Origin of the sequence: Bacteroides sp. ZJ-18 (assembly GCF_011038705.2) — a bacterium.
GTDB lineage: Bacteria > Bacteroidota > Bacteroidia > Bacteroidales > Bacteroidaceae > Bacteroides > Bacteroides hominis.
Map to the genome: position 1 here is coordinate 2,355,006 of NZ_CP072198.1, position 21,275 is coordinate 2,376,280.

Annotated in this window: 14 protein-coding genes; 4 read left to right on the plus strand and 10 right to left on the minus strand. The window is 46.0% G+C overall.

Annotated features, from left to right (window positions below):
* Positions 1-27: 27 nt before the first annotated feature.
* Entirely contained in the window at positions 28-849 is an 822-nt protein-coding gene (locus G7Y45_RS09295; protein ID WP_005809630.1) for a DUF4595 domain-containing protein, read from the minus strand.
* Positions 850-1,017: 168 nt separating this feature from the next.
* Between G7Y45_RS09295 and G7Y45_RS09300 the strand changes: the two genes are divergently transcribed.
* Positions 1,018-2,304 (plus strand): O-acetylhomoserine aminocarboxypropyltransferase/cysteine synthase family protein, encoded by a 1,287-nt coding sequence (locus tag G7Y45_RS09300; protein ID WP_005809628.1) that lies wholly within the window; start codon positions 1,018-1,020, stop codon positions 2,302-2,304.
* Positions 2,305-2,307: 3 nt separating this feature from the next.
* A complete protein-coding gene (mnmA, locus tag G7Y45_RS09305) occupies positions 2,308-3,369 on the plus strand; it encodes a tRNA 2-thiouridine(34) synthase MnmA (protein WP_005776066.1) in 1,062 nt (353 codons plus the stop codon).
* 31 nt (positions 3,370-3,400) lie between these two features.
* Here the strand turns inward: mnmA and G7Y45_RS09310 are convergent, their stop codons facing one another.
* From G7Y45_RS09310 to tilS, 9 genes are all read right to left on the minus strand, one after another.
* Entirely contained in the window at positions 3,401-4,078 is a 678-nt protein-coding gene (locus G7Y45_RS09310) for a response regulator transcription factor (RefSeq protein ID WP_005809625.1), read from the minus strand.
* Positions 4,079-4,181: 103 nt separating this feature from the next.
* The gene (locus G7Y45_RS09315; RefSeq protein ID WP_005776068.1) at positions 4,182-4,772 is read right to left on the minus strand and encodes a DUF4251 domain-containing protein; all 591 of its coding nucleotides are present in this window, start codon (positions 4,770-4,772) and stop codon (positions 4,182-4,184) included.
* Positions 4,773-4,840: 68 nt separating this feature from the next.
* Entirely contained in the window at positions 4,841-6,271 is a 1,431-nt protein-coding gene (locus G7Y45_RS09320) for a Na+/H+ antiporter NhaC family protein (protein WP_005776069.1), read from the minus strand.
* Positions 6,272-6,295: 24 nt separating this feature from the next.
* Positions 6,296-7,174, minus strand: coding sequence for a VIT1/CCC1 transporter family protein (locus G7Y45_RS09325; protein ID WP_101602900.1), 879 nt, complete (start codon positions 7,172-7,174; stop codon positions 6,296-6,298).
* 5 nt (positions 7,175-7,179) lie between these two features.
* Positions 7,180-7,617 (minus strand): hypothetical protein, encoded by a 438-nt coding sequence (locus tag G7Y45_RS09330; protein ID WP_005776072.1) that lies wholly within the window; start codon positions 7,615-7,617, stop codon positions 7,180-7,182.
* 31 nt (positions 7,618-7,648) lie between these two features.
* Positions 7,649-8,824 carry an MFS transporter gene (locus tag G7Y45_RS09335; protein WP_005809619.1) on the minus strand — a complete coding sequence of 392 codons (1,176 nt, stop codon included), beginning with the start codon at positions 8,822-8,824 and terminating at the stop codon, positions 7,649-7,651.
* Between the two features lie 24 nt (positions 8,825-8,848).
* Positions 8,849-11,209 (minus strand): penicillin-binding protein 1C, encoded by a 2,361-nt coding sequence (pbpC, locus tag G7Y45_RS09340; protein WP_165016097.1) that lies wholly within the window; start codon positions 11,207-11,209, stop codon positions 8,849-8,851.
* Positions 11,210-11,228: 19 nt separating this feature from the next.
* Positions 11,229-16,817, minus strand: a complete 5,589-nt coding sequence (locus G7Y45_RS09345) for an alpha-2-macroglobulin (protein ID WP_165016099.1) — start codon at positions 16,815-16,817, stop codon at positions 11,229-11,231.
* Between the two features lie 325 nt (positions 16,818-17,142).
* Entirely contained in the window at positions 17,143-18,438 is a 1,296-nt protein-coding gene (tilS, locus tag G7Y45_RS09350) for a tRNA lysidine(34) synthetase TilS (RefSeq protein WP_005809613.1), read from the minus strand.
* A gap of 124 nt (positions 18,439-18,562) precedes the next feature.
* Between tilS and feoB the strand changes: the two genes are divergently transcribed.
* Both feoB and G7Y45_RS09360 read left to right on the plus strand, forming a co-directional pair.
* Complete coding sequence (gene feoB, locus G7Y45_RS09355) at positions 18,563-21,046, plus strand: ferrous iron transport protein B (protein ID WP_005776077.1); 2,484 nt, start codon at positions 18,563-18,565, stop codon at positions 21,044-21,046.
* Positions 21,043-21,255: a hypothetical protein gene (locus tag G7Y45_RS09360; RefSeq protein ID WP_005809609.1), complete on the plus strand. Its 213-nt coding sequence runs from the start codon at positions 21,043-21,045 to the stop codon at positions 21,253-21,255. The genes feoB and G7Y45_RS09360 overlap by 4 nt, the downstream gene beginning before the upstream one ends.
* Positions 21,256-21,275: the final 20 nt, after the last annotated feature.

The window sequence follows — 21,275 nt, forward strand, 5'->3', positions numbered from 1 at the left end:
GTGAGGGCAGAGGCAAAGCCGTTCTTCTTATTCAATATTGATATTGATGGTCCTCGTATCTGTTTTCGTTTCATTGTATGCATTACCGTTTATATCGATCACAGTACCCGTAGAGGTAGTCTTTGCTATGATTCCGGTTGGTTTGCCGTCTTTATCCAGTTCATAAGTGTATTTTGTATATTCCTCCTCGTTTCCTTCCGGAGTGTTTCCGATAATCAGATACTTTGACTGGGTGCCCAACAGTCTGGCATAAATAGCGTCGGTGTGGAGGGACAGGGGGTAAATATCACAAACCTGCAGGCAGGGAAGCTGATACAGGTTCTTCGTATTTCCCACCTGATAATTGGTTTGCTGGCCATTGGCTATGATATGGCTTAAATTTCCGTTATCGTATGCCAATTCCACAGAAGAATAAGGTGTACCGTCTATTTCTTCGTCGATCCGGGTAAGATATTCGCTGGAATATGTGAATTTATACTTTCTGATCTGGCTGGACAATTTATAAGTGCATTCGGTGGCATATCCCGTATCTCCTAAAATATAGGTACCCGTATTCCCGTTTTCATCTGTCAACGTCACTTCGTTGCCGGAGTAGGAAAGAGTCACTTCGTGTGTCAGGCTCTGTCCGTAGAACTCCTGTACAGTGGTGTGGGTCGTTAATTTATTGTTATTGAATACGTAAGTATCCGTGCGGTATACATCGCCTCCGTCACTGTGCAAATTTTCCTTCAGGGTCATTTGGTTGAAATCGGGAACCGGGGGAAGATTCTGCTCTTCCTTATCATCGGTACATGCCGAAACAGCCATGACAGAAAATGATAAAAGGAAACAGTATAAAAGTTTATTCATATCAATAATGTTTTATTCGCCTGCAAATGTAGTTAATAACCTCTTTATCTACCACGATTATGGTATAAAAATGCCTTCAATGTGCGATTTCTTCCCCGGTCGGATTCTTCTATCTTTGCAACATATAAAAATTGGACACTGACAATGAACTCTAAATATAGATAGCAAATGGAAACGAAGAAATTACATTTTGAGACTTTACAACTCCATGTTGGACAAGAGACTCCCGATCCGGCAACTGATGCACGTGCCGTACCTATTTATCAGACAACTTCCTATGTATTCCGGGATTCGGCCCACGCTGCCGCACGTTTCGGATTGCAGGACCCGGGGAATATTTATGGACGTCTTACCAATTCCACTCAGGGAGTATTGGAAGAGCGTATAGCAGTTCTCGAGGGTGGAGTAGGCGGTCTTGCCGTTGCTTCCGGAGCCGCAGCCGTGACATATGCTATCGAGAATATCACTCGTTCCGGTGACCATATTGTAGCTGCCAAGACCATTTATGGGGGCACATACAACTTGCTGGCACATACTCTGCCTACTTATGGAGTAACAACCACTTTTGTAGATCCGTCCGACCTTTTTAATTTCGAACGGGCTATTCGTGAAAATACAAAGGCGATATTTATCGAAACTCTGGGAAACCCCAATTCCAATATTATCGATATGGATGCCGTAGCCGCCATTGCCCATAAATATCGGATTCCGCTGATTGTGGATAATACTTTCGGTACGCCTTACCTTATCCGTCCCATTGAGCATGGAGCAGATATCGTAATACATTCTGCCACTAAATTCATTGGTGGACACGGCAGTTCGTTGGGAGGGGTTATTGTCGATTCCGGTAAATTTGATTGGGTCGCTTCCGGTAAATTCCCTCAACTGACCGAACCTGATGCAAGCTATCATGGTGTACGGTTTGTAGATGCTGCCGGGGCAGCTGCCTATATTGTCCGTATACGTGCCGTACTGTTGCGCGATACGGGGGCTGCCATCAGTCCGTTCAATGCTTTTATTCTGTTACAGGGATTAGAGACTTTGTCTTTGCGTGTAGAACGACATGTAGCCAATGCTTTGAAGGTTATTGATTTTCTGGTGAACCATCCGAAGGTAGCAGCTGTTAATCATCCATCGCTGCCCGATCATCCGGATCATACTATCTATCAGCGTTATTTCCCTGATGGAGCAGGTTCTATCTTCACTTTTGAGGTAAAAGGAGGAACGGAGGAAGCGCAGAAATTTATCGATAGTCTGCAGATATTCTCTTTGCTGGCCAATGTGGCCGATGTGAAGTCGCTGGTGATTCATCCGGCCACTACCACACACTCGCAACTGAATGCACAGGAGTTGGCGGAGCAGGGAATTAAGCCCGGAACGGTAAGACTTTCGATAGGTACGGAACATATTGAAGATATTATTGATGACTTGCGTCAGGCATTAGAGAAAATTTAAAAAATGGATATAGCAGCATTATTATCAGGAGGAGTAGACAGTTCGGTTGTGGTACACTTGCTTTGTGAGCAGGGATATAAACCTACACTTTTTTACATAAAAATAGGGATGGACGGAGCGGAATACATGGATTGTTCCGCCGAAGAGGATATCGAGTTATCTACTGCCATAGCCCGGCGTTACGGTTTGGAACTGGAAGTTGTGGACCTGCATCGGGAATATTGGGATAATGTGGCTGCTTATGCCATCGAGAAGATACGGAAGGGACAGACACCGAATCCGGATGTGATGTGCAATAAACTGATCAAGTTTGGATGTTTTGAACAGCAGGTAGGAAAAGATTTCGATCTTACGGCAACTGGGCATTATGCTACGACTTTGCAACTGGGGGAGAAAACTTGGTTGGGTACAGCTAAAGATCCTATAAAAGACCAGACCGATTTTCTGGCTCAGATTGATTATCTGCAAGTTTCAAAGTTACTGTTTCCGATAGGAGGACTGATGAAGCATGAAGTTCGCGAGATAGCTTTGAAGGCCGGGTTGCCCAGTGCCCGCCGGAAAGACAGCCAGGGAATTTGTTTTTTAGGCAAGATAAATTATAACGATTTCGTCCGTCGCTTTCTGGGTGAAAAAGAAGGGGCGGTGATCGAACTCGAAACAGGTAAAAAGATTGGAACCCATCGCGGCTATTGGTTTCATACCATTGGCCAGCGAAAGGGGTTGGGATTGGGGGGAGGCCCCTGGTTCGTTGTGAAAAAGGATATTCAGGATAACATTATTTACGTCTCACATGGGTACGATGCTGATAAACAGTACGGATACGAATTCAGGATGAAAGACTTCAACTTTATCACAAGTAATCCGTGGAAAGATTCGACAGGTGAGGAGGACGTTACGTTTAAGATCCGGCATACACCGGAGTTTATCAAAGGCCGTTTGATACAGGATGCAGACGGTTACCGGATTATCTCTTCCGAGAAATTACAGGGAATTGCTCCGGGACAGTTCGGGGTGATTTACGATGCCGAATCCAGAATTTGTTTCGGGAGTGGTGAAATAGGATGATGCCCCTCCCGAAAATCTTTCTTTCGTTTTTTCAAATATAATATTCCGCCAAGTCAACAATGCCTGCCCGCATGGCATATTTGATGGCCTCGTGCACATTGTTCACTCCCAGTTTACGGAATATATTCTTTCGGTGACTGTTGATGGTATGGAAGCTCAGATTCTTCTCTGCGGCTATCTCTTTGGTCGTTTTTCCCAAAGCTATTTCTTTCAGGATTATTTTTTCTGTCGGTGTAAGCAGGCGGTCTTCCTGCGGCACGAAAGTATGCACGGATGAAGCAGTGTTTGTATTTCCGCTTCCCGATAACAGCAGATTGCTTACGTGATTGCAGATAAAGCGTTCTTTGCGTGATGCGCATTGCAGAGCCGACATAATTTCTTCTTTGGAGTTATCTTTCAACACTACTCCGAACGCATGGCTGCTGAACAAGACCTGCCTCAGGAAGCCGATACTCAATTCGTCGGAGAACAAGAGCCAGTCCGACTCTTTGAATCGTTCCTGAAGGATAATCAGTTCATCCGCACCGGAAAAATCGAACAATGTATAATCTAAAATAACCACCGCTTGCGGATGAATGCGTAATAGCTGAACCAACTCTATTTTATTGTCGGCTTCCAGCAACAGGCTTACTTCTTTCTGCTTGCTTAACAAAAACATCATTCCTGCTTTCGTGATGTCCTGGTTATCTGCGATGATATATTCTCTCATAATCTATCCATAAAAAAACTCCGTTGCAAATGTACACTTTTTGTGCGATTTGCAACGGAGTTATGTGAATTAGTTACGAGTAGAGGGCCACTCGTTACTTTTATTACCATGAACGGCCTTTAAATACATCCGACTGACTCAGCGGAACGAGGTTACCGCTCAGAGTTAATGTATTGGAGTTGAAGTTCGGGTTAATGGTTACAGTAGCGTTATTTCCACCGTTGGTCAATGTGATAAATACCTGAGCCGAGATACCGATACCCTGTACGCTGAAGTTACAGTTTACGTTTCCTCTTTTATCGGTAGTCACTTTTACGTCCGAAGTAGTTCCATCCACAGTTACACCACCAATTCCGTTAGGGCCGGGGTACGGAGTGTTGAATGCCACCTGCACAGTTGCTCTCTGTCCATTCAGCATCACAAAGTTAGTGTTTGACGACACGAAAGCGGTCTGGCCACGTTTGAAAATCACTTGGTCGGCTTCCAGTACAAACTGTTTGTCTTTGATAGCTTGTACGGCTTGTTGATACGCTACTTGGTCGGCAGCCTGTTCTTCGGCTTTCAGTCTGGCTCTTTCGGCGTCTCTTTGTGCCTTGCGGTCTGCCCGACGCACCTCCCTGTTAGACTCTTGTGCATACATCATGGTCGATGCACTTACTAATACCAATGCTACTAATGCAATAAACTTTTTCATAACTTTTTTTTGTTTAGGTTTAAAACTGTTGTTCGTTTATTCCAAGAACAACTCCCTTTTCAGATTGTTCACTTGCGTCTCACAATTTTATATCCGATAGCGGCAATCGTAATGCTCATTAACGGACTGATAATGTTGAAGAAGCAATAAGGAAGATAAACCAGTGTCGGAACACTTAATATCGTGGCCTGTGTCATTCCGCAGGTATTCCATGGTATCAAGACGGAAGTTACTGTAACAGAATCTTCCGTAGTCCGGCTGAGCAGACAGCTTTCATAACCTTTCTTTTCATATATATCCCGGAACATGTTTCCGGTCAGGATAATGCTGATATATTGGTCGGCTGTGGCGAGGTTCAGGAAGATACCCGAACAGACCGTAGAAGCCACCATGCTAACCGTATTTTTCATGAAGCGGACAAATACGGAAGTGATACTTCCCAACATTCCGCTGGCAGTCATGGCTCCTCCGAAGCACATGGCACAGATGATAAGCCATACCGTATTCATCATACCCGCCATGCCACGGGTGGCCACAAGTTCGGTGAGTGCTTCGTTGCTTGTCTGTAGGCTGGTTCCTCCATAAAGGGTCATCATCAATCCTTTAAAGATGGACTGAATACCTTCGGAATTCTGAGCACCGGATATTTCTTGCAATAGATCGGGTTGGAAGAATACCGCAAATACTCCTGCCAATGCTGCCGACAAGAACAAGGTGATAATGGAAGGTACCCGACGGGCAATCAGTATGCCTGTTCCTATCGGTACAATCAGCAACCATGGCGTAATGTGGAATTTTCCTGCCAGTGCTGCCGAGAACTCTGCTATATGTTCTGTATTTCCGGCATTGTGTGACAGCCCGGCTACAGTGAAGATTATCAAGGTGATGATTAATGATGGCACAGTGGTTATCAGCATATAGCGGATGTGCTTGAACAGGGGGGTGTCGGTAACCGAGGCGGCTAATATCGTAGTATCCGATAACGGTGAGATTTTATCTCCGAAGTAAGCTCCCGAAATAATAGCTCCGGCGATCCACCCTTCTTCAAAACCTTGTGCTTTCCCGATTCCCATTAGGGCGATCCCGATGGTGGCAATCGTGGTCCAGGAACTTCCGGTCATAACCGATACCAATGCGCAAATAATGCAGGTAGAGGTCAGGAAAAAACTGGGATGAATGATTTGTATACCGTAATAAATCAGTGTCGGAACTACGCCACTGATCATCCACGCACCACTCAGGGCGCCAATAATTAAGAGGATAATCAGTGCGGAAGATACACCGGTAATATTGTTCGTAATAGCCAGTTCAAAGTCTTTCCATCCTATCTTGTAGAATCCCATGCCGATCAGTACACAAACAGCTGTTGTGGTCAGGAGGGACACCTGGCTGCCTCCGCTGAGTGCATCGCTGCCAAATGTGCGTATGGTGGCAAATAGCAGGGCAACCAGTACGATCAAGGGGATCAACGAGACAAGGGGCGAGGGGATTTTTTTCATGATTCTTCTTTTCCTTTTTTATTTTCAAGCATCTATTCCTGTAAATGTTTTCAGTGCGTAACCTATCAGGAAGCTGATACCGGCTACACTGAAACTGAGTACCGCCATTTCGGTAAATCTTTTGCGAAAGCTCTCTCCGCGTGCCACGGAATAGTAGTAATTGAACAATGCGATGATCATTAAAGCCATGGCCAACATTACCCCTAAAGCTATCAGTACGTTTTCAATCAGGATGAACGGAGCAACCAGTGCCGCCACCGTGATGATATAGGCGATTCCCGTATAGATAGCTGCTTTTACCGGGTGTTTGTTTTCTCCGCCTTCCGATTTGGTCGAGAGGTATTCGGACGAAGCCATTGATAAAGCTGCCGCTATTCCGGTGATGCTTCCGGTCAGGGCAATCAGCCTGGAGTCGCTTAATGCCAAAGTGAAACCGGCCAGTGCTCCGGTAAACTCTACCAAGGCATCATTTAGGCCGAGTACTACCGATCCTATATATTCAAGCCGCTCTTCGTTGATCAGTCCGATTAGTTTCTGTTCGTGGATTTCCTCTTCTTTGGCCAACTGCTGGAGATCCGGAAAATCGGTATATTTGGCATAATCATGATGTGCGTTCTCTTCGCTCGATTCCATCAGCTTAATTGCAAATGTAATACCCAGGACCCGTGCCAACCAGTAGTATTTGGCTATACGCATCCGGTCGGGTGCTACATCGGTTCCTGTATACTTCTTCAGTGTGGCATAATGTGCCTTTTCTTCTGCTGAAATCAGGCGTAATACTCTGCGGTTCGATTCGTCTTTTTCAATAGAGGCCAGCCGTTCGTATACGATGCTTTCGGTTTTTTCGTTTCTTTGGAAACGGATAAACTCTTCATTCATTTCTTTATTCAGGTTCGTTTTCATAACTCTTAATTTTGCAAGATATCCTGTCTTCTGCACCACCAATAGCGGATAAATAATACCCCTGTGAACATAAGTGCCAGTGAGAGTCCGGTGTAGAAAACCGAGATGAACGTATCGGGTAACAGATGTAGCGAACGAATGGTGATTCCCATCGCTATCATGAAGCACATGACAATCCATCCCTTTGCGTCGAAAAAAGAGAAGGGGCAATTCTTTTCCTTTTTCTTTTGTTCGATCCGGCGGGTATGTTTATAGTAGAGCTTTCGGAAGACGAGAATAAAAAACAATAGGAAGACAACCGTAGCTTCGCCTACCTTGAAGTGCCAGTGGCGTGAGTCATTGAGCCAGGTCACAATACCTATACGCAGGAGATTGGCCCCCGCTATTATCCAAACGATACCGGCTGTGATTAATAATACTTGTCTGTTTACTCCGTACTTCATGTCTATATAACAATTATTAGGTGACTTCGGATTATCGTTTTGAGAAAAAAGTAATCAGCAGTGAACCGATGGTCAATGCTATTCCCGTACCAACAACTCCATGCCAACCGAATGCCTGCCAGAATGTTCCTGCCAGAAACGTCCCCGTAGAGGCACCTATGAAGTAAGTGGTCATAAAAATCGTATTAATGCGGTTAGAAGCACTCGGACAGAGTTCGAAGATGCGGGTCTGGTTGCTTAATTGGATACATTGCATACCTATATCGATGATAATGATGCCGGCAACTATACCCCAATAAGAGTTTTCCCCTGCAAACAGCAGGAACCAAGCCAATAAAATCAGTCCGCATCCGATGAAATTGAATCGTCTGACCCCGACTCTCCGTACATACTTTCCTACGAGGGAAGCTGACAAAGCACCGGCAATGCCACACAACCCTAACATACCGATGACATGGCTGTCGGCATAGAACGGGGCACCTCCCATCTTAAATGCCAGACACGACCACATAGCCAGAAATGAACCGAAAGCAAGTGCTGCACGGACAGAGAAAATGCGAAGTTCGGGATATTGCTTCAATAATGAATACAAAGACTTCATTAAGTCGCTATACCTTCCCTGAAAGTTAGGGCGTATGTCCGGCAATACCCGCATGACCACAATGCCACATAACAGCATCATACCTGCGGCGATATAATACATTTCGCGCCAGCCAAACAGTTCTCCTATAAATCCGCTGACCACTCGTGAAGCCAAGATGCCGGTCAGTAATCCCGAAACTACGATCCCTACGTTCCGTCCCTTGTTTTCCGGACGCGAGAACTGAGAGGCTATCGGGATAAATATTTGTGGCATCACCGAACAGATACCTGTGAGAAGCGAAGCACAAAGAATGATATGGATGTTGGGAGCCATTGCGATGACGAGCAACGAGAGAATCAATACGGAGAAACTGGTAAGAATGATACGTTTCCGCTGGTATAAGTCACCTAAAGGAACGATAAACAATAATCCGAGCGCATAACCGATCTGTGTCACCATGGCGATCAGATTGGTTTTAAACTCCGAAACGCCCAGTTCATGGCGAATCATGTTCAGTAAGGGCTGGTTATAGTAAAGGTTGGCTACCGATATGCCTGCAACAATGGCGAGTGTCCAAAGTATTGAAGCCGGTAATCCACCATTTTCTTTCAAAATCTGTTTCATGGCGCAAAGTTACCATTTTGGGGGCTATTCCACAAAGAACGTTGTTGAAATTGTATTTCCTTCGTCGTCTACTGCTGTCAGCGAGTGCTTTCCCGGAGCAGGGCGTAGAGAGAATTTATGGAAGTCCTGTGTCTGCATCAGGTAGGTTTCGTCCAGATGCCAGTAGACAGTTGTGTTGGGATGGCTGTGGACCAATTCGACGGTCAGCTGTCCTTGGTTACCATCCATCTGTTTAGGCAGATGGATCCGCGCTCCCATCGGAGGATAGATAAACTGCATCGGCTGGAAACGGTCTTCTCCGCATCCGGGTTTGAAGGGGGGGAGAGGATGATACTCAGGATGATGCTGTTTATAATACCACTCCCATACGGGTGGAAGGGTAAACCAGTTTCGGCGGACAACCGGTTCACTGTCAGCACAGTTTTCATAGATACGGAACCGTTCATCTGCTGATAGGGTGACCGGGTGGTGATAGGGGCAGGCTTCCGTTCTGAGGCCTTCCGGAAGAATTAGCAGGGTATCTGTTTCTTCACAAAACCGTCCTTTCAAATGTCCGGATTGCCGACAGATCTCTGCTTCAACCAGTTTACCTTGTGGGCGCTCGAACCAGGGAGAGGAGGGGAGCAGATTGAATACATCGAACAGGACAGGCCCCGCTGTACGGGCCCCTACCAGTCCGGGCTTGCCTTCACCCGTAGCATTTCCGACCCATACACCTACGGCATATTTTGGAGTTACCCCCACTGCCCAGGCATCCCGGAAACCATAACTGGTACCCGTTTTCCATGCAATGGTTTGCATGGAAGGAATGGTACGCCAGTCTATCTCTTCGGGGCGGTTTACTTCTTTGATGGCGTCAAATGTCTGCCAGACTGCTCCGGGCTGGAATGGCGGATGTTGAATGATGGCCGGAGATCGGTGGGCGGAGAGGGAGTCCGATAATAATAAGGTACAAGGGGCCTGTACCAGTCCGTTGAGGCTGCGTCCCATATTGGCATAGGCCGAAGTGACATCCCAAAGGGTAGCTTCCGCTCCTCCCAGAATCAAAGAAAGTCCATAGTGTCCTGAGGGACGGTTTAAGGTGGTCAGCCCTATCTGCTTCAGAAAATTGTGGAACTTGGGTACTCCATACCGTTGTAACATTGTGACCGAAGGAATGTTGAGCGAACGTGCGATGGCTTCCGAAGCCGGTACGGCACCTTCGAATTGCTGGTTGAAGTTTTGTGGAGTAAAGCCATTAATGTTGACCGGAACGTCCGGTAACAGAGTATTGGGAAGAATCTCTCCTTCCTGTAGCATTGCATAATAAAGAAAGGGCTTGAGAATGCTTCCTGTGCTGCGTGGTGACCGGATTACATCTACCTGGTTACCGCTCTTTTTCTTGTCGAAGTGTACATTGCCGCAATAAGCAATGGCCTGATTGGTACGAATGTCAATTACGAGGATGGCCATATTTCGGATATCACTTCGCTTGAATTCGCTGTTCCACCGTTCTACCAGACTTTCTATCTGAGTTTGTATACCCTTGTCGATGGTCGATACGGAATATTTTCCATTTCGGGTCTGATAGAAATGGTCTGTCAGATGGGGGGCTATCTGTGGAAGAGGCAAAGGTTCCTGGGGAAGTGGCTCACTGATAGCCAGTTCATAAGTGGAAGTATCGAGAATACCTTTTTGGTGCAGGTGTGTCAGCAGTCGGTTTCGTTTGTCAAGTAATGCTTGCCGGCTTTTCGAAAGGTGGATCATGGCGGGAGAGTTGGGAAGTACGGCAAGCATAGCCGATTCCGCCCAGGACAGTTCTTCTGCCGAGTGTCCGAAATAGCGCCATGCAGCAGCATCCAGTCCCACTACATTACCTCCGAAGGGGGCATGCGAAACATAAAGTGACAATATCTTCTTCTTGGAATAACGGAACTCCAGCCGGGTGGCTCCTATCATCTCGATCAGTTTTTCCTTGAATGTACGCGGCTTGTTCCGTGCCAGCCGAATCGTTTGCATCGTAAGAGTGCTTCCCCCGCTGACGATTCGCTTGTGTCTGAGATTTTGCAGGGCGGCTCTGCCTATTGCCAAGGGGTTGACTCCCCAATGGCGGTAGAATTGACGGTCTTCAAATTCAACCAGACAGGTAGCTACTTTTTCCGGTGTGTTGTCGCGCGGAGGGAAACGCCATTGTCCATCCGTGGCGATACGGGCACCGAGAAGTTCCCCATTACGGTCGACCAAGACAGTAGAATAGGGAGAGGTGAATAATTGCCGGGGAAGACAAAATAAGTATAGGAGAAGTAGGAGGAAGAGAGAAATCTTCCACCAACTTTTGAAATATTTCTTCCACCCCCTCCCTTGTGGGGAGGGGGGAAGATTGTTTGGTTTAAGAATACGGTTCATCAGGTTTTATTTGATAGTTTTACCTGATGACTTGCGTCCTTCCGGCCTGTGTCCTTGCCTGTGCATTAGCATCATACATCGCTTCACACTGGATAGCCGGCATAACAAAATCACCGGCATAGGTCGCCTGTAAGCGGACGGTAAATGTTTTGGCTTGTCCCTGCTGTAAGTTAAAGTAGGTCAGTATCCGGTCATCGCGAATATCCTGATAGCTATAAGGAGCAGAGGTCGTAATCTGTCCTGCCATTCGTTCATTAAAGATCTCCCAGCCGGCAGGAATGATATGTGTCAGTGCCAGATTCGTATAATCCGTCGTACCACTGATGTTGGCTACAGTTACCACTGCCATAAAGTCCGTACCCTGATTCAGAGAACGTGTATCTATCGGCGAGCCGTTATTGTCTAAATACCTTACGTTCAGGCGTAGATTATTGGCCATCGGCGGCAATGTGTCGTTCAGTAATTGGGTACGTGTGATCAGATCTGCGTTTAGAGATCCTTTCCCGTTATTTTTCAGGATTACTTTTCCTTCATGTGGTGAAGTGGGGAGTGATGCCTCGTATATGGCTTTGGCTGATTTTACAGCCGGTTGCTGTTTGCCATTCAACGTCCAGTTAAAGTCCAGCGTACCGGACAGTTTTTCTGCCAAACGTCCCATTGCCATCAATGAAAAGGCAGTAGACTGTGTGCTGAACCATGTCTCTTGTGCCAGGTTGTGTGAAACGATTTTGGCTTGTTCCATGGCCTCACGCTGGCGGTTCATCAGCAATAAGGTTTCAAGTATCATTGCTTCGTCACGATCGGATGAACCGTATACATAGTTATTCGATGAATAAGGTTCTACGGTTGTCTTAGCGCTGAATACCAGTTCACCGGCTGCTTTCTCTTTGCCGTTGAGTGCATAGGCGGCTGCCAAACGCCATTTGGCTTGTTGCGAGAGTGCCGGCAATTCTTTCATCCGGTTCATGGCTCCATGTTCAGGTGATCCCGCCATAGCCAGTGTGTAAAGGCGGAAAGCCTGCTGGAGGTCTGCCTGCCAATGCCACCAGTTCTGCTCTTGTGTGACGGGTTGCCAATTCTGGGAGGCTGCCTTTTGGAAGCGTTTCCATTTGTTCAATACATTGCTGTTCACTGCATAACCCTTTTCTTGTGCCAATACCAGGAACATACCTGCATAAGAGGTGATCCATTCGTTTGCCGAGGCATCTCCCGGCCAATAGACGAAGCCTCCGTTGGGAAGTTGACGCCCGTATAGTTGACGGATGGCTTCCTGTACATTGGTTTTTATCTTTTCCGATTCCTCGTTGTCTACTGTTTTGAACTGGCTGACGAACAGCAGCGGAAGGGCTTTTGAAGTCAGTTGCTCTGTACAGTTGTGCTGATAATTGTATAGGAAATCGAAACGGCGGCTTATGTCGACAGACGGGATGCGTGAGACCTCCAACTGTATACTGTTTCCTTCCGAACCGTTACTTAACTGGTAATGGAGCTCTTCACTCTTTCCGGCTTCCACCCATTTACTCTCACGCAAAGTGACTGCCGGATTCGGATTACGTACCTCTATCTCGATTGTTTCTTTGGTACTTTGTCCGTTACCGTTAGCAGCCAGATGGATGGTAGCTTTCCCGGTTTTCGTACCTGTCTTTAATTTAAAGAAGATAAGCCGGTCACCGGTTTGGTTGAAAGTAAGCGTCTGTTGCTTGCTGCCGTTCACTTGTACTCCGGCACCGGAAGCCTGTATGGATACGTTTACATTCTTCACACTGTTTTCCAATGCGAATACGTTAACAGGAACTTCAATCTCTTCGCCGATACTCAGTACACGTGGCAGTGTCGAAAGAATCATTAACGGAGTGCGTACAGGAGCAGTTTTTTCTACATTTCCGTATGCTCCGTCCTGACCGGCCACTACCATGGCACGTACGGAACCTACATACATCGGTAAAGTGATCTGGTGAGTGCGGCTTTTTCCTTTGGCAATACTGAAAGGACCGATGAATTTCACTACCGGCTTGAAGCGGTTTGCTTTCTGGTCCGATGGCTTCAGGGTTTCATCACCGCCTGTGCTGAACATCGATCCATAGCTTCCCGCTGTGGCTCCCAGTACATCGTCATACATATCCCAAGTACGGATTCCCAGTGCCTCACGGGCATAGAAACTGTTCCAGGGATCCGGTGTCTTGAAGTTGGTTAAATCAAGCAGCCCGTCATCTACAATAGCGAGTGTATAAGTCATCGGTTTACCGTGCCTTTCGCTTACGGTCAGGTTGAATGCCTGTTCGGGACGAAGCACTTCCGGCATCTTGATTTGCGGCTCAAGAACCGTTTGCTTATCAGTTACGAATACCGGCATTATACCGTACATGCGGATAGGGAGGTCGTTTACCGTTTGCGCATGGGGTTGCAGCAGGCTGATATGAAGATAAACATTCGGAGCCATTTCGGGAGTCACCTTAAACTGATATTTGGTGTCCTCCTTCCCCGATACTTCAATCCACTCCCGTTGAATTACGGACGAACCGTTTTCAAGTGTTACCAGTGCTCTTCCTCCTGCGGAAGCCGGCAATATGGCTGTTACGGTTTCTCCCGGTTCATAGGAGTCCTTGTCGATGGAGAAAGATAACATCTTGATACCACTCGGGTCACTCTTGTTGGAACGTCCCCGCCAGTCAGGCCAGTCCACATAGATGGTACCTCCCGTAGCATGTCCGCTTTCGCGGTCTTTCACGTAAACCAGATACCGTCCCCAATCCGGATAATTCACTCTGAAGCTGAATTGTCCCTTTCCGCCTACTGTGTTGAGTCGTCCTGTAGCTACGGGGCTGATGGAGCTGCTGTTAATGTATGTTTCGAATGATTCGTTATCGTTTTCCCACCACCAACTCCAACTGATGCGGTATATTTTGTATTCCAGCCCGGAACGGTTCACCGGTTTTCCGTCGGGACTGACTGTAATGACATCAAACACATGATCTTTATCTGTTTCGATATATCTGCCCTGCGGTTGGTTCAGGTTGATACCTACGTATGACGGGAAAGGAGAGTAGGGGACAGACTGAGTTTGGATACTGGCATCTCCACCCGGCTCGAATACCTGAATCGTGATGTTGGCTTGAAGCATGCCCGGGGCATTTTCCGAGGCAGGAAGTTTCAGCATGAATCCGGCATTGCCACTTTCGTCCAGTGTACCACTGAATACATCGGTTCTTACCGAGGTGAATTCCGTAGCCGGATTATTGAAAATGTAAGTTCCATAATTCTTGAATTGGGTGTTGACTTTCGATAAAGACATTTCTATCTTTGCCTTCAGGCGTGATGCAGTGGCTCCTGTCAGCCATGCTGACGAAAGGTGTGCCTGTACTTCTTTATCTGAAGTTTTCAGGATTTCTCCCGGCAATTTCAGGTTTATTTTCAGTCGGTTCGGCTTGATGGTTTCTACCCGAAGCGCTTTGTGAAAGGCAGTACCTCCCACCTTTATGTACGCATTCCATAGTCCGGTTGGGTCTTCTGCCTGCGTCGGTATCTTGAATGTATAGAATCCATTCAGTCCGTTGGTTGAAATAAGTTTGCTATAAAATTGCCCCCTTGGATTATAGAGCTCCAATGCTACAGGATGTTTGTCCGGAATACGTTTGGTACGATCTTCCAGAATAAACGAGATATGCAGAGTGTCTCCCGGACGCCATACTCCTCTTTCACCGTACACAAATCCTTTCAAGCCTTTTTGAATGTCCTTGCCGCCCACATCAAAGCGGCTGGTGGACTGTTCTTCTCCGTCTGCTACTTTTACGTAGGCTTTTTGCTTGTCTGATTCCGCTACTACGATGAAAGGCACTCCTTTCGTTTCAATTGTGGCGAAACCTTCCGAATCCGTCACTGCTTTGCCTACAGGCTGTAACTGGAAATTGTAAACAGTGACTTGGGCTTTTTCCACCGGTTTGGTATCCAGGATGTTGTTTACTGCTATCCAAAGTTTATTCATTGAATTGCGTTTCACAATCATGCCGATGTTGGAAGCCAGCACATTACAGGTGGCTATCCGGTCAGATGTCATGTAATAAGACGGGTGACAAGGGTTGTTCCGTTCATCCCATCGGTACTGACTCCAGTCGGCATTTTCATTTCCGCTGAAATAATAATATGTTTCGGGTTTGTCCCAGACTGCTTCATCTTCTTCCGGAAGAGTGCCGGATGTGACTTTGGTCAAAGATTCGGTTTCCTCGGAAAATTGCATTCTCGGGCTTTCACCACCACAAGGGTAGGCCGAATACTCCTGTTTGAACGAAAGGATGACACGATAAATAGCACCCGGTTCCTGATGGATCAGACCTGCCAGGTCAATAGAATAGTTTTCCCATTTATGAAGGTCTTTTGATGAATCTTTGCCTAAAAACAATGTTTTTTTGTAAACCAGTCTTCCGGATCTTCTTAATTCATTGGCCGAAGAAAGCGAATTGTTTTGCATAAACATCAGTACATTGTTTTCGAAGATGCGGATAACCCGCAAATCTACTGCATACAGGTTGACGGCCCGGAACGGAATGACAAGGTTTTTTGAGTCGGGAATGATGGCACCTGCAGAGGCTATTTCTACCTGAGGTTTCAGACTCAGTTCGCCGAAAGAGATAGAGTGTGAGTTTCCCAGTGCTTTTCCTTGGCCGTTTTTTATGCCTTCGTGTATTTTCAGTGTAAGCTTGCTGAGCTGACTGGCTTCAAAATAAACATTCACACGGTTATCCGTTACCTGAAAGATATACGAAGAAATCTCCGGTATTTCGATCAGTCCTTTTAAATCCTGAGCATCCGAAACCGGGTCTGAGAAGACGATTTGTATTCCGTTTTCCGGTTGGTCGATGCGTTCGGCAGAAAGGAAGCGGAAACTGTCTTTGGCAGGAATAGTGATTGTTTCACTTTGCTTCCGGTCAATTCCGGCGGACTTTCCGTCTGCTGTGATTTCAAGTTCGTAGTCTTGTTTATTTCTTTGGATATTGCCGATGACGAAGCTATAGGCTGACGGATTGGAGGTGGACTCTACGGTGACTGTCGGAGAAGACAGCCCGCCACTGGCAGAAAGCATTTTTTCTACCTGCTCCTTAGTCGTTTTATCGCTGAAACGGATCTCTCCTTTCACAGTTACTTTATCGGGTGAAGAGGCGGTTATTTCAAGCGGAGCTGTATGTAATGTGAAATTGCTTTCCTGTACCCGGAAGGAGAAGTCGAATGATTTCAATTTGCTATCCACTTCAACGAAATTTCCCAGCTGGAATGTTCCCTGGTACAGTTCTCCCGGTTTCAGTTGTCCCTCTTCCGGAAGAAACTCTACAGTATTATTACTGACCCAATAGGCCTTCCCTTTTATCGAAGGAGTGAAGCGGAACGGATTATCCTTCAGTTCATTGTTTAAGTCCACCATCGGCTGGTCCTGCGTCAACTCAATCCGTATGGGAGAAGATTGAGAAATGACACCGCCCGTATAGGCATTGACGTAAGGAGCGTATTCCGAAGACGGAATAATTTCTTTAGCGCTGCGTGTGCAAGCGAATAATCCTGCGATGATGATCATAAACACACAGGAGAATAGAATTAAAAGATTCTTTTTCCCTTTCATAATGAATCATGTTTAGTTAGTTATTATTTTATCGTCCGTTCGTTTTTATCTCTACTTTCAAGATATGGATTTACAAAGATACAATTTATCCGATAGAAAGTGTCGCGAGGCTCTGTTTTTTGGTTTGCCCGGCAGACGTGTAGCTTACGTCATCTATAGTGAGGGCATGTGGCGCTTCGGATGTAGTCATCATTTACACACCGAGGTAAATGCTTTTACATACCGGGGTAAATGCCTTTACACGCCGGGGTAAATGCTTTTACATGCCGGAGTAAATGCTTTTACATGTGTCGGTAAGGGCTTGGTAAATGTAATCAGTTGATTTTTAGTTGATATCTTTGGGGGAGATTCGGATAATCATTACCCGCTTTGTGTTGTTGCTTACTTTAAACCGATTGTCCGTTCGTTCTCCTATCAACCAGGCAATTCGTTCTCCGCAACACAACACCCATTGTTTCTTCTTGTCACTCAGGGAGAACTTCCGGTCCGTCAAATAGTCGCTTACACGCTTTTTGCCTATCATTCCAAAAGGAATAAACACATCACCTTGTTTCCATTTTCTTATACACCATGCTGCATCCATCTTGTCTGCATCAAAGCAAGCTGTTTTTTTATCTTTGGGAATTATAAATTCAGGAGTATAATCATATACTTCCGTAACCAGACGGAAAGGTGGTTTGGCTTCTTCCTCCTTTATATCTTCTTCAATTAGCAGCAATTCCCTGTCTTTTATGACTTTCCACCCTTTACCGATGAAGACTTTTCCCGGCTGTCCGTCGAGTGATTGCTGTATACTTTCTATTTGGGCGGCGTTGAAACCGAGCGGATGCAACAGTTCGAAGAGGATGGCTCCCGGTACTGGTTCTTGCAGTAAAGCCTCTATCCGGATACCTTCGGAGGTCAGCACGCGTGTCCGTGCTTCTTCTATACCTTTATTGTATAGAGTCGCCGTGTCATTCAGGTAGTTAGTCGTGCGGATAATGCTCTCTTTAACCGATGGATTGATTTCCTGCATCAGAGGTAGCAGGTTCAAACGAATTTTATTCCGGGTATAATCATCCAAAAGATTGGTACTGTCCGTTACGTAATCCTGATTCATGCGTTGCAGGTATGCGATTATTTCATCGCGGCTCAGGCAAAGCAAAGGGCGTACGATATTTCCGTTCTTTGGACGGATTCCGAGCAGTCCGTTAATGCCGGTACCCCGGATCAGATTCAGTAATACGGTCTCTACGCTGTCGTCTTTATGGTGAGCTACTGCGATAACAGCTGCTCCACGCTGTTTCCTGAGCGTTTCGAACCACTCGTAGCGTAATTCACGGGCAGCCATCTCGATAGAAATGTGTTTGTCGGCGGCATATTGAATTGTATCAAAATGTACGGTATGTAAAGGTACTTCCGCTTCATGGCACAACCGGCGTACAAATGCTTCATCTCTGTCCGATTCTTTATCCCGCAGATGGAAATTGCAATGGGTAGCTTCACAGGTGTACCCCATTGATAGCAACAATCGTAGCAAAGCCACAGAATCGGCTCCGCCGCTTAGTGCTACCAATACCTTGTCATTCAGATAAAAGAGCTTCTCTTTTTCGATGTATTGTGCTATTCTATGTTGTATCATATTGCAAAGATAATAGTTTTGTCAATATGGATAAGAATTCTCCCTTATTTAAAAACAATCTAAATAATTTGCATGCCACAAAGTTATGAATTATCTTTGCGCCAAAATTAGAGGTACACACACTATGCGATTGTCCGAATTAAAAACAGGTGAGAAGGGAGTCATAGTCAAAGTGCTGGGACACGGCGGCTTCCGTAAACGGATTGTGGAGATGGGTTTTATCAAGGGAAAAACCGTAGAAGTATTGCTTAATGCTCCACTGAAAGACCCGATCAAATACAAAATAATGGGTTATGAAATCTCTCTGCGGCGACAGGAGGCTGATATGATCGAGATCATCAGCGAGCAGGAGGCTAAGTTACAAACACAGGAATCTGCTTATCATCAGGGATTGACTGAAGATATTGACGTAAAAGAGGAAGATTTGAAGCGGGTTGCCCTTGGAAAACGGCGTACGATAAATGTGGCGCTGGTCGGTAATCCGAACTGTGGTAAGACTTCTCTTTTCAATCTGGCTTCAGGAGCCCACGAACATGTAGGCAATTATAGCGGTGTGACCGTAGATGCCAAAGAAGGATATTTTGATTTCCAGGGTTATCACTTCAAGATAGTCGACTTGCCCGGTACTTACTCTCTGTCAGCTTATACTCCCGAAGAAATTTATGTCCGCCGCCACATCATTGATGAAACGCCGGATGTGATCATTAATGTGGTCGATTCTTCTAACCTGGAGCGTAATCTCTATCTTACTACCCAGCTTATCGATATGAATGTACGCATGGTAGTAGCCCTCAATATGTACGATGAACTGGAAGCCAGCGGTAATACCCTTGATCACCGCCTGCTGGGCAATTTGTTCGGTGTTCCGATGGTACCTACTGTTTGCAAGAAAAATATCGGAGTAGACCGTCTTTTCCATGTCGTTATCAATCTCTACGAAGGTGCCGACTTTATTGATAAAAAAGGGCATATCCATCCGGAAGTGGCTAAGGAAATCATGGATTGGCATCAGACCCTGCCTAACTTTAAGGATCACGGCGAACATCCTGCCGACTATACCCATGGTAAAGAACCGGTGGGCAAAGTATTCCGCCATATTCATATCAATCATGGTCCCGATTTGGAGAAGGCTATCGATGCGGTGAAAGAAGAAATCTCAAAGAACGAATTTATCCGCCATAAATATTCTACCCGTTATCTGGCTATCAAATTACTGGAGAATGATCCTGAAATAGAACGCTTTATTCATACTCTGCCCAATGCCGCAGAGGTGGAAAAGAAACGGGATAAAGCGGCCCGGCGTATACAGGAGACAATGAACGAAGATAGCGAATCTGCTTTGACAGATGCTAAATATGGTTTTATCAGTGGAGCGTTGAAAGAAACTTTCACCGACAATCATCTGGAGCAGGAACAGACAACGAAGGTGCTCGACTCCATTGTGACCCATCGCATTTGGGGATATCCCATTTTCTTCCTTTTTATGTATCTGATGTTCGAGGGTACGTTTGTAATTGGGGAGTACCCGATGATGGGTATCGAGTGGCTTGTCGAGGTGATGGGTAACCTGATTCGGGATAACATGTCCGAGGGCCCGCTGAAGGATATGATGATTGACGGTATCATTGGTGGAGTCGGAGGAGTGATTGTATTTCTGCCCAACATCCTGATATTGTATTTCTGCATTTCCTTGATGGAAGATTCAGGTTATATGGCCCGTGCCGCATTTATTATGGATAAAATCATGCATAAGATGGGCTTGCACGGTAAGTCGTTTATTCCTTTGATAATGGGTTTCGGGTGTAATGTGCCTGCAATAATGGCTTCACGTACCATTGAGAACCGGAAGAGCCGTCTGATCACCATGCTTGTCAATCCGTTGATGTCGTGCAGTGCCCGTCTGCCTATCTACCTGGTATTGGTGGGTGCTTTCTTTCCTAATAATGGCAGTTTGGTTTTATTGGGAATTTATGTTATCGGAATCGCATTGGCGGTTGTTATGGCTCGTTTGTTCAGCCGTTTTCTGGTGAAGGGAGATGATACTCCGTTCGTGATGGAACTTCCACCTTACCGCATGCCGACTATGAAGTCTATCTTCCGGCATACATGGGAAAAAGGCGCGCAATACCTCAAAAAGATGGGAGGTATCATTATGATTGCTTCCATTATCATTTGGTTTTTGGGCTATTATCCGGATCATAATGCTTATCCTACCCAGGCGGAACAGCAGGAAAACTCTTATATCGGGCAGATAGGTCAGGCAGTGGAGCCTGTACTTGAACCGTTAGGATTCGATTGGAAGCTGAGTATCGGTCTTCTTTCCGGTGTGGGTGCCAAGGAGTTGGTAGTAAGTACGCTCGGTGTACTTTATACAAATGATGCCGATGCCGATGCGGTCAGTCTGGCTGAACGGATTCCGATCACTCCGCTTGCAGCATTCAGCTATATGCTGTTTGTGCTGATCTACTTCCCGTGCATTGCCACGTTGGTGGCCATCAAGCAAGAATCCGGTAGTTGGAAGTGGGCTATCTTTACGGCAGGATATACCACAGCATTGGCATGGATTGTTTCATTTGCCGTTTATCAGATAGGAGGATTGTTTTTATGAATTGGCAAGAATGGGTTGTCGGGTTACTGATTATATTGTGTGTAGCCCGCATCCTCTATGGTATTTATGTTTTTTTTCGTCGTGTGAAAGAAAATGATAACCCTTGTGCAAGTTGTGCAAGTGGCTGTGAATTAAAGGATATGATGGAGAAGAAGCGGAAAGAGTGTTCGTCTAAGAAAAAAAAGACAAAGAAAAATTGCTGCGGATAGTTTGGTAGTTTCAAAATTTG

Bases quoted from the DNA above. Each gene is read 5' to 3' on its own strand.
- G7Y45_RS09295 (WP_005809630.1), bottom strand. From the start codon at position 849: ATGAATAAACTTTTATACTGTTTCCTTTTATCATTTTCTGTCATGGCT.
- G7Y45_RS09300 (WP_005809628.1), top strand. From the start codon at position 1,018: ATGGAAACGAAGAAATTACATTTTGAGACTTTACAACTCCATGTTGGA.
- mnmA (WP_005776066.1), top strand. From the start codon at position 2,308: ATGGATATAGCAGCATTATTATCAGGAGGAGTAGACAGTTCGGTTGTG.
- G7Y45_RS09310 (WP_005809625.1), bottom strand. From the start codon at position 4,078: ATGAGAGAATATATCATCGCAGATAACCAGGACATCACGAAAGCAGGA.
- G7Y45_RS09315 (WP_005776068.1), bottom strand. From the start codon at position 4,772: ATGAAAAAGTTTATTGCATTAGTAGCATTGGTATTAGTAAGTGCATCG.
- G7Y45_RS09320 (WP_005776069.1), bottom strand. From the start codon at position 6,271: ATGAAAAAAATCCCCTCGCCCCTTGTCTCGTTGATCCCCTTGATCGTA.
- G7Y45_RS09325 (WP_101602900.1), bottom strand. From the start codon at position 7,174: ATGAAAACGAACCTGAATAAAGAAATGAATGAAGAGTTTATCCGTTTC.
- G7Y45_RS09330 (WP_005776072.1), bottom strand. From the start codon at position 7,617: ATGAAGTACGGAGTAAACAGACAAGTATTATTAATCACAGCCGGTATC.
- G7Y45_RS09335 (WP_005809619.1), bottom strand. From the start codon at position 8,824: ATGAAACAGATTTTGAAAGAAAATGGTGGATTACCGGCTTCAATACTT.
- pbpC (WP_165016097.1), bottom strand. From the start codon at position 11,209: ATGAACCGTATTCTTAAACCAAACAATCTTCCCCCCTCCCCACAAGGG.
- G7Y45_RS09345 (WP_165016099.1), bottom strand. From the start codon at position 16,817: ATGAAAGGGAAAAAGAATCTTTTAATTCTATTCTCCTGTGTGTTTATG.
- tilS (WP_005809613.1), bottom strand. From the start codon at position 18,438: ATGATACAACATAGAATAGCACAATACATCGAAAAAGAGAAGCTCTTT.
- feoB (WP_005776077.1), top strand. From the start codon at position 18,563: ATGCGATTGTCCGAATTAAAAACAGGTGAGAAGGGAGTCATAGTCAAA.
- G7Y45_RS09360 (WP_005809609.1), top strand. From the start codon at position 21,043: ATGAATTGGCAAGAATGGGTTGTCGGGTTACTGATTATATTGTGTGTA.